The 12,135-nt window shown below is 63.5% G+C and carries 9 protein-coding genes; all 9 read right to left on the bottom strand.

Annotated elements, in window-relative coordinates; genetic code table 11:
* Window positions 1-371: 371 nt before the first annotated feature.
* On the bottom strand, window positions 372-1,340 hold the full coding sequence (locus tag CAF78_RS19080) for a peptide ABC transporter ATP-binding protein (protein ID WP_085673657.1): 969 nt from the start codon (window positions 1,338-1,340) through the stop codon (window positions 372-374).
* Window positions 1,340-2,308 carry an ABC transporter ATP-binding protein gene (locus CAF78_RS19075; RefSeq protein WP_085673655.1) on the bottom strand — a complete coding sequence of 323 codons (969 nt, stop codon included), beginning with the start codon at window positions 2,306-2,308 and terminating at the stop codon, window positions 1,340-1,342. The genes CAF78_RS19080 and CAF78_RS19075 overlap by 1 nt, the downstream gene beginning before the upstream one ends.
* A gap of 10 nt (window positions 2,309-2,318) precedes the next feature.
* Entirely contained in the window at window positions 2,319-3,245 is a 927-nt protein-coding gene (locus CAF78_RS19070) for an ABC transporter permease subunit (protein ID WP_085673653.1), read from the bottom strand.
* Between the two features lie 10 nt (window positions 3,246-3,255).
* Window positions 3,256-4,266, bottom strand: a complete 1,011-nt coding sequence (locus tag CAF78_RS19065) for an ABC transporter permease subunit (protein ID WP_085673651.1) — start codon at window positions 4,264-4,266, stop codon at window positions 3,256-3,258.
* A 74-nt stretch (window positions 4,267-4,340) separates the two neighbouring features.
* Window positions 4,341-5,936 carry an ABC transporter substrate-binding protein gene (locus CAF78_RS19060; RefSeq protein WP_085673649.1) on the bottom strand — a complete coding sequence of 532 codons (1,596 nt, stop codon included), beginning with the start codon at window positions 5,934-5,936 and terminating at the stop codon, window positions 4,341-4,343.
* A gap of 73 nt (window positions 5,937-6,009) precedes the next feature.
* Window positions 6,010-7,389 (bottom strand): OprD family porin, encoded by a 1,380-nt coding sequence (locus CAF78_RS19055; protein WP_085673647.1) that lies wholly within the window; start codon window positions 7,387-7,389, stop codon window positions 6,010-6,012.
* Window positions 7,390-7,622: 233 nt separating this feature from the next.
* A complete protein-coding gene (locus CAF78_RS19050; RefSeq protein ID WP_085673645.1) occupies window positions 7,623-9,215 on the bottom strand; it encodes an ABC transporter substrate-binding protein in 1,593 nt (530 codons plus the stop codon).
* A gap of 124 nt (window positions 9,216-9,339) precedes the next feature.
* Window positions 9,340-10,965, bottom strand: coding sequence for an ABC transporter substrate-binding protein (locus CAF78_RS19045; protein WP_085673643.1), 1,626 nt, complete (start codon window positions 10,963-10,965; stop codon window positions 9,340-9,342).
* Between the two features lie 388 nt (window positions 10,966-11,353).
* Complete coding sequence (locus CAF78_RS19040) at window positions 11,354-12,070, bottom strand: SIMPL domain-containing protein (RefSeq protein ID WP_079229624.1); 717 nt, start codon at window positions 12,068-12,070, stop codon at window positions 11,354-11,356.
* Window positions 12,071-12,135 lie beyond the last annotated feature (65 nt).

Genomic DNA, 12,135 nt, shown 5'->3' with positions numbered 1-12,135 from the left:
GGGCGGGGGCGGTCATGGCCTGATAGTGCATTGCAGAACACCCAGGTGCAAGGGGGCGGATCCTGCATATTGCACGGTTTGGTCAAGCGGCTTGAGTGGTAAAGCGTTGATTCTTAAAAGCGTAATTTTTTGATACAGCTGGCATGGGGACTGCACCTTTCTTATCACCACCGAACAAGGAGAAAGGCCATGCGCTCGATACTGCTGTGGATGATTGGGGTGCCGATTCCTGTGATCATCCTGATCTGGTTCTTCATGCATTGATATCCCGGGGCCGCATTGCGGCCCTTCGCGGGCAAGCCCGCTCCCACAAGGCAGAATCTCCATCTACATGTGGGAGCGGGCTTGCCCGCGAAGAAGCTCACACCGATCTAGAGGAACTGCTCGGCATAATGGCAGGCCACCTGTCGGGTACTCACCTGCCGCAGCGCCGGCACTTCCTTGGCACACCGCTCGGTCGCATACGGGCAGCGTTTGTGGAACGCACACCCCTCCGGCGGATTGAGCGGGTTGGGCAGCTCCCCGGCAATGCGGATCTTCGGTTTCAACGGATCGGGGTGAATGGCCGGTGTTGCCGACAGCAGTGCCTGGGTATACGGATGCAGCGGCTTCTCGTAGATATCCTCCTTCGGCCCCATCTCCGCCGGCCGCCCCAGGTACATCACCAGCACCTGATCGGCCACATGCCGCACCACCGCCAGGTTGTGCGAGATGAACACATAGGCGGTGTTGAACTCCTTCTGCAAGTCCATGAACAGGTTCAGCACCTGGGCCTGGATCGATACGTCCAGCGCCGAGGTCGGCTCATCTGCCACCAGCACCTTCGGTTGCAGCATCATTGCACGGGCCAGGGCGATGCGCTGCCGTTGGCCGCCGGAGAACATGTGCGGGTAGCGCTGGTAATGCTCGGGGCGCAAGCCGACCTGTTCCATCATCTTCTGCACTTTCTCGCGCCGCTCGGCCTTGCTCAGCGAGGTGTTGATCAGCAGCGGTTCTGCCAGCTGATCACCGATCTTCTGCCGTGGGTTGAGCGAGGCGTAGGGGCTTTGGAACACCATCTGCACGTCGCGGCGCAGTTGCTTGCGCTCGGCCTTGCTGGCGCCCTTGACCTCGGTGCCGGCGATCTGCAGCGAGCCGGAAGACGGTTCTTCGATCAGCGTCAAGGCGCGGGCCAGGGTCGACTTGCCACAGCCGGACTCACCGACCACGGCCAGGGTCTTGCCGGCCTCCAGTTCGAACGACACGCCATTGAGCGCGCGCACCAGGGCGTGGCCCTTGAACAGCCCGCGGGAGACTTCGTAATGCCGGGTCAGCTCCCGGGCAGTGAGAACGACGGCCATCACGCCACCTCCTGGTTCAGCGGGTAGAAACAACGCACCAGGCTGTGTGCCTGCGGGTCGAGGGGCGGGCGCTGGTGCCGGCAGTTGTCCTGCACGTACGGGCAGCGCGGCGACAGCAGGCAGCCAGCCGGGCGGTCATAGCGGCCGGGGACGATGCCGGGCAGGGTGGCCAGGCGCTCGGCGCCGACACTATGCTCGGGGATCGCCGCCAGCAGCGCTTCGCTGTAGGGGTGGGCGGGCACGTCGAACAGCTCCGGCACCTGGCCGACTTCCACGGCCTGGCCGGCGTACATCACGCACACGCGCTTGGCCGTTTCGGCGACCACGGCCAGGTCGTGGGTGATCAGGATGAGCGCCATGTTGCGCTCTTTCTGCAGGTTGACCAGCAGCTCCATGATCTGTGCCTGGATGGTCACGTCCAGCGCGGTGGTCGGTTCGTCGGCGATCAGCAGCTTGGGTTCGCCAGCGATGGCCATGGCAATCGCCACGCGCTGGCTCATGCCGCCGGAAAGCTGGTGCGGGTAGGCGTCCAGGCGGCTTTGCGCAGCCGGGATTTCGACTTTCTTCAACAGCTCCAGGGCACGCTGGCGCGCGGCCTTGCCCTTCAGGCCCAGGTGCTGGCGCAGCACTTCTTCGATCTGGTAGCCCACGGTGTAGCTGGGGTTGAGCGCGGTCATCGGGTCCTGGAAGACCATGGCGATGTCCTTGCCCACCACCTTGCGCCGCTGGCGGCCGCTGAGCTTGAGCATGTCGGTGCCGTCGAAGGTGAGCGCATCGGCGGTGATGCGCCCGGGGGCGTCGATCAGGCCCATCAAGGCCATCATGGTGACGGATTTGCCCGAGCCGGATTCGCCGACGATGGCCAGGATCTCGCCGGCCTCCACCGCCAGGTCCAGGCCGTCTACCACGGGGACGGCATTGGCGTCGCCGAAGCGCACATTCAGGTTGTTGATCTGCAACAGTGACATGGCGTTCTCCTCAGGCGGCGTTCTTGAGTTTCGGGTCCAGCGCATCGCGCAGGCCGTCGCCCATCAGGTTGATTGCCAGCACACTGAGCAGAATGGTCAGGCCGGGCAGGCTCACCACCCACCAGGCGCGCTCGATGTAGTCACGGGCCGAGGCCAGCATGGTGCCCCACTCGGGGGTGGGCGGTTGCACACCGAGGCCGAGGAAGCCCAGCGCGGCGGCGTCGAGGATCGCCGAGGAGAAACTCAAGGTTGCCTGCACGATCAGCGGCGCCATGCAGTTGGGCAGCACGGTGACGAACATCAGCCGTGGCAGCCCGGCACCGGCCAGGCGTGCGGCGGTGACGTAGTCGCGGTTCAGCTCGCCCATCACTGCTGCGCGGGTCAGGCGCACGTACGACGGCAATGAAACGATGGCGATGGCGATCACCGTGTTGATCAGGCCTGGGCCAAGGATGGCGACGATGGCCACGGCCAGCAGCAGCGAGGGCAGGGCCAGCATCACGTCCATCAGGCGCATGATCGATGGGCCGAGCACCTGCGGGAAGAAGCCGGCCAGCAGGCCCAGCAGGATGCCGGGGATCAACGACATCACCACCGACGACAGGCCGATCAGCAGCGACAGCCGCGCGCCCTGGATCAGCCGCGACAGCAAGTCGCGGCCAAGCTCGTCGGTGCCGAGGATGAACTGCCAGCTGCCGCCGTCGAGCCACACCGGCGGGGTCAGCAGGAAGTCGCGGTACTGCTCGCTCGGGTCATGGGGGGCGACCCACGGCGCGAACAGCGCGCAGAACACCACCAGGCACATGAAGGCCAGGCCCATTACCGCGCCCTTGTTGCGCGAGAAGGCGTGCCAGAATTCTTTGTACGGCGAAGGGTAGAGCAGGCTCTGGTCCACCGGGCTGGCCGGTGTGACGGATTTCGGAATCGGGCTAGTCATGGCGAAGGCCTCAGCGCTGATGACGGATGCGTGGGTTGGCCAGGCCGTAGAGGATATCCACGACGAAGTTGACCAGGATCACCAGGCAGGCGATCAACAGGATGCCGTTCTGGACCACGGGGTAGTCACGGGCGCCGATGGCTTCGATCAGCCATTTGCCGATGCCCGGCCAGGAGAAGATGGTTTCGGTCAGTACGGCACCGGCCAGCAGCGTGCCGACCTGCAGGCCGAACACCGTCAGCACCGGGATCAGCGCGTTGCGCAGGCCGTGCACGAAGACCACCCGGGCCGGCGACAGGCCCTTGGCGCGGGCGGTGCGGATGTAGTCCTCGCGCAGCACTTCGAGCATCGACGACCGGGTCATGCGGGCGATCACCGCCAGCGGGATGGTGCCGAGCACGATGGCCGGCAGGATCAGGTGCATCACCGCGTCCTTGAATGCGCCTTCCTCGTCGCTGAGCAGGGTGTCGATGAGCATGAAGCCGGTTTTCGGCTCGATGTCGTAGAGCAGGTCGATGCGCCCGGATACCGGGGTCCAGCCCAGGCTCACCGAGAAGAACATGATCAGGATCAGGCCCCACCAGAAGATCGGCATGGAATAGCCGGCCAGGGAGATGCCCATCACCCCGTGGTCGAACAACGACCCCCGCTTGAGTGCGGCGATCACCCCGGCCAGCAGGCCGACTATGCCGGCGAACAGCAAGGCGGCGAGGGCCAGCTCCAGGGTGGCGGGGAACAGGGTGAGGAACTCGGTCCACACGCTCTCGCGGGTGCGCAGCGATTCACCGAGGTCTCCGTGGGCCAGCTTGCCGACGTAGTCCAGGTACTGGACCGGCAGCGGCTTGTTCAGGCCCAGGCGCTCCATGGCCTGGGCGTGCATCTCGGGGTCGACCCTGCGCTCGCCCATCATCACTTCCACCGGGTCGCCGGGGATCAGGCGTATGAGCGCGAAGGTCAGCAAGGTGATACCGAAGAAGGTCGGTATCAGCAGGCCCAGGCGCCGGGCTATAAAACTCAACATTGTCGGGGTTACCTCATCAGCCGGTCAGGCAGTGTCGCCGGTGCCCGTGCGGGATCCCGGCGATCGTTGTTGTTCTACTTCACCTTGGTGGTGGCGAAGTTGTTGTTGGTCAGAGGGTTGATCACGTAGCCCTCCACGTTGTCGCGCATGGCGGTGAACATCTTCGGATGGGCCATGCTGATCCAGGGTTGATCGTCATCGTACACCTTCAAAGCCTCGGCATAGAGCCTGGCGCGTTCGTCGTTGTCGATCACTTCGCGGGCGCGGGTGATCAGTTCCTGGAATTTGGCATTGCACCAGCGCGCATAGTTCTCGCCGCTTTTGGCGGCGTCGCAACTGAGCAGCGGGCTGAGGAAGTTGTCCGGGTCACCGTTGTCGCCGGCCCAGCCGGTGGACACAAGGTCCGCCTCGCCCTTCTTGGCGCGGCGCAGCATTTCGGCCCACTCCATTACGCGGATGTCCAGCTTCAGGCCGATCTGCTTGAGGTCAGCCTGCAGCATCTCGGCGGACAGGCGCGGGTTGGGGTTGGTCGGGCCGCCGCCGTTGCGGGTGAACAGGGTGATCACCGTACCTTCCGGCACGCCGGCCTCCTTGAGCAGCTCGCGGGCCTTGGCCAGGTCGCGGGGCGGGTTCCTGTTCTCGGTGTTGTAGCCGATCATGGTGGGTGGGTAGGGGTTCACGCCGACCAGTGCGTTGCCCTTGCCGAACAGCTGGTCGACGTGGGTCTGGCGGTCGAAGGCCATGTTGATGGCTTTGCGCACGCGAACGTCGCTCAGGTATTTGTGCTCGGTGTTCATGGAGATGTAACCGGTGACCAAGGCTTCGATTTCGTCGACCTTGAGTGCCGGGTCTTGCTTGATCAACGGTACGTCATCGGGCTTGGGGTACAGCGCCACCTGGCACTCGTTGGCACGCAGCTTCTGCAGGCGCACGTTGCTGTCGGTGGCGATGGCGAAGATCAGCGCGTCGGCCGGTGGCTTGCCACGGAAGTAGTCCGGGTTGGGCTTGTAGCGAACCTGGGCGTCCTTGTTGTAGCGCTGGAAGATGAACGGGCCGGTGCCGATCGGCTTGCTGTTGAGCTCGCCGGTCTTGCCCGCCTTGAGCAGCTGGTCGCCATATTCGGCGGAGTAGATCGAGGTGAAGGCCATGGCCATGTCGCGCAGGAATGGCGCTTCCGGGCGGGTGAGGGTGATCACCACGGTGTGGTCGTCGGTCTTGCTCACCGATTTCAGCAGGTCCTTGAAGGCCATGCTTTCGAAGTACGGGTAGCCGACGCTGGTCTTGGTGTGCCACGGGTGGTTCGGGTCGAGCTGGCGGTTCAGGCTCCACAGCACGTCATCGGCGTTGAACGCGCGGGTTGGCGTGAAATAGTCGGTGGTGTGGAACTTCACCCCTTGGCGCAGGTGGAAGGTGTAGGTCAGGCCGTCGGGCGAAATATCCCAGCGTTCGGCCAGGGCCGGCTGGATGTCGGTGGTGCCGGGCTTGAAGTCGACCAGGCGGTTGAACACCGTCTCGGCCGAAGCATCGGCGGTGACCGCAGTGGTGTACTGGACGATGTCGAAGCCTTCCGGGCTGGCTTCGGTGCACACCACCAGCGGCTTGGCCGCAAGGTTGCCGGCGGCGCCCAGGATGACCGCTGCCAGGGCAGCGCGGAGCGGTAGCGATGTCATGGAAACTCCCTGCTTGCATTGATTCCAGCGTAGCCGCCACGGCCCGGGTTGAAGCGGGCCATGGCGCCATCGGTCAGAGAATGTTGAATGGAATGGTGGTGACCACGCGGAACTCGTCCAGGCTGCCATCGGCCTGGGCCTTGCTGGCGCGGTGCGCGGTGTAGGTGGCGCGGATGCTGGTGTCCTTGAACGGCCCGCCCTGCACCGCGTAGCTGGTGCCGATGCCCCACTCGTAGTGGGTTTCGCCGTCCAGGCCGTTCACGTCATAGGCGGTGCCACGGTAGTGGGTGCCGTCGATGCCCCAGCCGCGGGCGTTGTACAGGTTGAACTTGAGGCCTGGCACGCCGTACGGCGCCATGTTCAGCACGTAGGAAATCTGCAGGGATTTCTCGTTGGGGCCGTTGAAGTCCGACAGCAGCGAGTTGGCCAGGTAGATGCCGTTGGTTTCGTGCAGGTAGTCGAAGTACTCGTTGCCGTTGACCTGCTGCCAGGACGCCGTGAGGGTGTGCGCCTGGTGGGTCAGGCCGAGCGACAGGCTGTAGGTGTCGTTGTCGATCTCACCCATCTTCTTGCTGCCTTCGTCCACGGTCTTGTAGTAGTTCAGGCCGGTGGTCAGGGCGAGCACGGCGTTGTCGCCGAGCACGTGGTTGGCGCCGAAGTAGTACTGGTTCCAGAAGTCGTCGACCTTGGTGGCGTACAGGCTGGTGGTCAGGCTCTTGAATGGCTGGTAGTTGACCCCGGCGGTGCTGGCGCGGTCGGTCTCCACGCCCGTGGCGCCGTATTCGCTGCGGAACTTGCTCAGGCTTTGTTCGGTGCGTGGCGATACGCGGTCGAAGGTGCCCAGGTCGATCGACAGGTTGTCGAACTCGGCGCTGTGCAGGAACGCGCCCTGGAAGCTCGACGGCAGTGCCCGGTTGCCGATGTAGGCGATCATCGGCGTGTCCACCGACTGGCGGCCAACCGTAAGGGTGGTGTTGGAGACGCGTGCCTTGACGTTGGCCAGGCCCATCTTGCTCCACTGGCCGACCGGATCGCCGTCGCTGTGGGTCAGGGTGCGGTTGTTCGGCCCGGCGATCGCCGCGCGGCCCTGTTCCAGGGCAATGGCATTGTAGCCGGCGGCCTCGATGGCGAAGCCGACGGTGCCCTGGGTGAAGCCCGAGCTGTAGTTGAGGATGGTGCCCTGCACCCAGTTGTCGCGGCTGTGGGTGTCGTGGCGGGTGCCGTCGCTCTTGTAGTACTTCCACAATGGCGCGCGCGTGGCGCGTTCGCGGGCGTACCAGTTGCGGGTGCTGCCGGACAGGCTCTGGCCGTCGATGAAGCCCTTGGCCTCATCCTGTTCGCTGCTGGATTTCAGGCTGAACGGGACGTAGTCCTGGCTCTGGGTGTCGGCCTCGGTCACGGCGGAAAAGGTGCCGATGGATAAGGCCAAAGCGGTCAAGGTGAATAGTCTCAAGGTTAAAGCTCCCTTTCTGTTCTTTTAGTTATCACCTGGCCTTGTGGGCCGGGTTGCTTGCTGCGGTGTTGCCAGGGTTGCCCGGGGTCGCCGGGCCAAGTCGGGGGAGTGGTATTGCCTGTGCCGGCTCTTTCGCGGGCGCGCCCGCTCCCACAGGTACGGCGCAGTCTCCGAGCCTGTGAAGATCCTGTGGGAGCGGGCTTGCCCGCGAAGAGGCCAGTGAGGGCTAAAGGTCAGTCAACACTCACACCGGAAAAATCATTGCGCCCGAACGGGCTGACCTTGAAATCGGCCACCTTGATGCTCAGCGGCTGGTTGACGGTGGAATGCGCCACCGGGGTGATCGGCACCTGCTGCTTGAGGCGCTGCTGGGCCTGCTGGTAAAGCGCCGTGCGCTGCTCACGGTCGGTCACCTGCTTGGCCTGCTTGACCAGGCTGTCGTACTGCGGGTCGCACCACAGCGAGTAGTTGTTGCTGCCGATGGCGTCGCAGTTGTAGAGGGTGCCGAGCCAGTTGTCCGGGTCACCGTTGTCGCCGGTCCAGCCGATCAGGGCGATGTCGTGCTCGCCGCTCTTCATGCGCTTGAGGTATTCGCCCCATTCGTAGCTGACGATGCGCACCTTGAAGCCGAGCTTGTTCCAGTCGGCCTGGAGCATCTCGGCCATCAGCTTGGCGTTGGGGTTGTACGGGCGCTGCACGGGCATGGCCCACAGGGTGATCTCGGTGCCCGGCTTGACCCCGGCTTGCTGCAGCAGCTGCTTGGCCTTTTCCGGGTCGAAAGGCGCGTCCTTGAGGCTGTTGTCATAGGACCACTGGGTCGGTGGCATGGCATTGACCGCCAGCTGGCCGGAGTCCTGATACACCGCCTGGAGAATGGCCTGCTTGTTCACCGCCATGTCCATGGCCTGGCGCACTTCCAGGCGGTCGAACGGCGGGTGCTGGGTGTTGTAGGCGATGTAGCCGAGGTTGAAGCCCGGCTGCTGCATGACCTGCAGCTTGCCGTCGGCCTTGAGCGCCGGCAGGTCGGCCGGGCGCGGGTGCAGGGTGACCTGGCATTCATTGCGGCGCAGCTTCTGGATGCGTACCGACGGGTCGGTGTTGATCGAGAACACCAGGTTGTCGATCTTCACTTCATCTGGCGCCCAGTAATCCTTGTTGCCCTTGAAGCGGATCTGCGCGTCCTTCTGGTAACGCTGGAACACGAACGGGCCGGTGCCGATCGGTTGCTGGTTGATGTCGCTGGGGCGCCCGCTGGCCAGCAGATGCTCGGCGTATTCTGCAGAGAGTATCGAGGCGAAGCTCATCGCCAGGTTCTGGATGAACGCGGCATCGACCTTGTTCAGGCTGAACACCACGGTCATCGGGCCGGTCTTCTCGACCCGGGCGATGTTCTTGTCCAGGCCCATGCTGACGAAGTAGGGGAATTCGGTGGGGTAGGCCTTGCGGAAGGGCTGGTCCTTGTCGAGCATGCGGTTGAAGGTGAACAGCACGTCGTCGGCGTTGAAGTCACGGCTTGGCGTGAAGGCCTTGTTGGCGTGGAACTTAACGCCCTCGCGCAGGTGGAAGGTGTAACGCAGGCCATCGTCGGAGACTTCCCACTTCGTCGCCAGCGCCGGGTGCACGGCGGTACCGCCGCGTTCGAACTCCACCAGGCGGTTGTAGATCGGCTCGGCGGCGTCGTTGTCGGTGGCGCTGGTGTACTGGGCGGTGTCGAAGCCGGCCGGGCTGCCTTCGGAGCAGAACACCAGGTTCTTGGCCTGAAGGGCAGGGGCCTGGCTCAACAGGCCGAGGGCGAGCAGGGTCGAAAGGTGGGTGGCGTGGCGCATGGCGGTTCCTTTTCCAGCTGTTTACGCCGCCTCAGGGTACGAATGACGGCAACAGGGCCCCAACCCCGGCGCGGGTAGCGTCGGGGTGGGTGTCTATGACGGAGTGGTTGAGATCAGCTTGCGGTTATTTGTCCACGCTGACGCCGTAGAAGGCGTTCAACGCGAATGGGCTGATCTTGAAGTCCTTCACCTTTGCGCTCATCGGCTGGTAGACCGTGGAGTGGGCGATCGGGGTGATCGGCACCTGTTCCTTGAGGATGTGCTGAGCCTTCTGGTACAGCTCGGTGCGCTTGGCCTGGTCGGAGGTGGCCTTGGCCTGTTTGATCAAGTCGTCGTAGGGCTTGTAGCACCACTTGGAGAAGTTGTTGCCGTCGATGGCATCGCAACCGTACAGGGTGCCGAGCCAGTTGTCCGGGTCACCGTTGTCGCCGCTCCAGCCGATCAGCATGGCGCCCTGTTCGCCGCCTTTTGAACGCTTGATGTACTCGCCCCATTCGTAGCTGACGATCTTGGCCTTGATGCCGATCTTCGCCCAGTCCGATTGCAGCATCTCGGCCATCAGCTTGGCGTTGGGGTTGTACGGGCGCTGCACGGGCATGGCCCACAGGGTGATCTCGGTGCCTTCCTTGACGCCGGCCTTCTTGAGCAGTTCCTTGGCCTTTTCCGGGTCGTAGGGCGCATCCTTGATGCTGGTGTCGTAGGACCACTGGGTCGGCGGCATGCCGTTGACGGCGAGCTGGCCGGCGCCCTGGTAGACCGATTCGATGATCTTCTTCTTGTCGACGGCCATGTCCAGTGCCTGGCGCACTTCAAGCTTGGCCATCGGGTTGGGCTCGTTGCTGCCCTTGATCTTGTCCATCACGTTGTAGGCGATGTAGCCGAGGTTGAAGCCGGCCTGCTGTGGCATCTGCAGGTTCTTGTCGGCCTTCAGCGGCTCGATGTCGGCCGGGCGCGGGAACAGGGTGACCTGGCACTCGTTCTTCTTCAGCTTCTGCATGCGCACCGACGCGTCGGTGGTGATGGCGAAGATCAGGTTGTCGATCTTCACGTCCTCGGGCTTCCAGTAGTCCTTGTTGCCCTTGAAGCGGATCTGCGCGTCTTTCTGGTACTTGCTGAATACGAACGGCCCGGTGCCGATCGGCTTCTGGTTGATGTCGGCGGCCTTGCCGTCCTTGAGCAACTGGTCGGCGTATTCGGCGGACTGGATGGAGGCGAAGCTCATGGCCAGGTTCTGGATGAACGCGGCGTCCACTTCATTGAGGGTGAACTTCACCGTGTGATCGTCGACTTTCTCCACCTTGGCGATGTTCTTGTCCATGCCCATGTCGGTGAAGTACGGGAATTCGGTGGGGTAGGCCTTACGGAAGGGGTGGTTCTTGTCGAGCATGCGGTTGAAGGTGAACAGCACGTCGTCGGCGTTGAATGCGCGGGTCGGCTTGAAGTAGTCGGTGGTGTGGAACTTGACCCCTTCGCGCAGGTGGAAGGTGTAGGTCTTGCCATCGTCGGCCACGTCCCACTGGGTCGCAAGGCCTGGAATGACCGCGGTGCCGCCGCGTTCGAACTGGGTCAGGCGGTTGAACACGGTCTCTGCCGAGGCGTCGAAGTCGGTTCCGGTGGTGTATTGCCCCGGGTCGAAGCCGGCCGGGCTGCCCTCGGAGCAGAACACCAGGTTGGACGCGGCATGGGCCAGCGGAGCGCCGGCGAGCAAGCCTGCACCTAGCAGGAACGGAATGACTGCGTGTTTGAGCATGGTGGCCTCATTGTTGTCATTTTTGATTTGAGGTGGCCTCGTGAGCCGACCTGCGGATACTTATGCAGGGGGTATTCCCAATGCAACAGGGAGAAGGATAGTTGGCGTCAGAAAAGTAGTACGAGCGTACATGGATGTCGCATTCGTATAACTTTCAGCGAAGTTGAACGTTTGCGCAGGCGAAATGATGGCTTTTTGCGGGATATTTCAGGGCGGGGGAGTGTGTAGGAAGCACCTATATGGTGCGTAGGAAATTTCTCTGTTTCGGAAATTCAACCCGTGGTTCCTGTGGGAGCGGGCTTGCCCGCGAACACCGGCAAAGCCGGTGCCAGGCACCGTGTCGCCTTTTTCGCGGGCAAGCCCGCTCCCACAGGTACTGCGTATCGGCTTAAGGCATCTGCACTTCGATCAGGCCATCGGCATTCATGCTGACTTCACTGGTACCGGCCTCGATATCCGGCGCCGGCGCCGCCTCGTCGGCCGCCATGGCCTTCATCGCCATCGGTGCGCTGCGCAGGTAAGGGCGCGGATACCCGGAACTGTTCAGGTTCAGGCTGACCACTTTATAGCCCTTGCCCCCCAGCGCCTCGGTGGCCAGCTGCGCACGGGCCTTGAACGCATTCACCGCATCCTTGAGCAGTTCATCCTCGCTGGCCTTGCGTGTGGCCGGGGCGATGGAGAAGTCCATGCCGCCCATCTTCAGGTCCTGCAGCAGGTCAGCGGTGAGCTGGGACAGGGCCGGGAAGTCGGCACCTTCCAGGCGCAGCTCGGCGCGTTCGCGCCAGCCGGTGATCTTCTGGCCCTTGCTGTCGTAAACCGGGTAGCTGTTGCGGCTGCCCTGGCTGATCTTCACGTCCTTGACCTGGCGTGCCTGCTGCACGGCCTTGTTCATGGTTTCGGTGATCTGCTTGGCGAGCTTGCCCGGGTCGGTATTCTGCGCTTCGCTATAGAGGGTCACGACCATCAGGTCGCGTGCCACTTCCTTGCTGACTTCGGCGCGCAGCGATACCTGGTTGTAGCGCGGCTCGTCGGCCGCCAGTGCCGGCAGGCTGGCGAGCAGGCCGCAGGACAGGATCAGGGCCGCGCCGCGACGTGGGATGTGCATGTGTTACTCCTTGGCAATAGTGGGCGTGGGGTCTGGCCATCCATTCCACGCATGGCCCATCAGAC

This window comes from Pseudomonas sp. R28(2017), from assembly GCF_002112505.1.
GTDB lineage: Bacteria > Pseudomonadota > Gammaproteobacteria > Pseudomonadales > Pseudomonadaceae > Aquipseudomonas.
This window is presented reverse-complemented; position numbering and strand designations above follow the sequence as displayed.

Bases quoted from the DNA above. Each gene is read 5' to 3' on its own strand.
- CAF78_RS19045 (WP_085673643.1), bottom strand. From the start codon at position 10,965: ATGCTCAAACACGCAGTCATTCCGTTCCTGCTAGGTGCAGGCTTGCTC.
- CAF78_RS19075 (WP_085673655.1), bottom strand. From the start codon at position 2,308: ATGTCACTGTTGCAGATCAACAACCTGAATGTGCGCTTCGGCGACGCC.
- CAF78_RS19065 (WP_085673651.1), bottom strand. From the start codon at position 4,266: ATGTTGAGTTTTATAGCCCGGCGCCTGGGCCTGCTGATACCGACCTTC.
- CAF78_RS19040 (WP_079229624.1), bottom strand. From the start codon at position 12,070: ATGCACATCCCACGTCGCGGCGCGGCCCTGATCCTGTCCTGCGGCCTG.
- CAF78_RS19050 (WP_085673645.1), bottom strand. From the start codon at position 9,215: ATGCGCCACGCCACCCACCTTTCGACCCTGCTCGCCCTCGGCCTGTTG.
- CAF78_RS19080 (WP_085673657.1), bottom strand. From the start codon at position 1,340: ATGGCCGTCGTTCTCACTGCCCGGGAGCTGACCCGGCATTACGAAGTC.
- CAF78_RS19060 (WP_085673649.1), bottom strand. From the start codon at position 5,936: ATGACATCGCTACCGCTCCGCGCTGCCCTGGCAGCGGTCATCCTGGGC.
- CAF78_RS19070 (WP_085673653.1), bottom strand. From the start codon at position 3,245: ATGACTAGCCCGATTCCGAAATCCGTCACACCGGCCAGCCCGGTGGAC.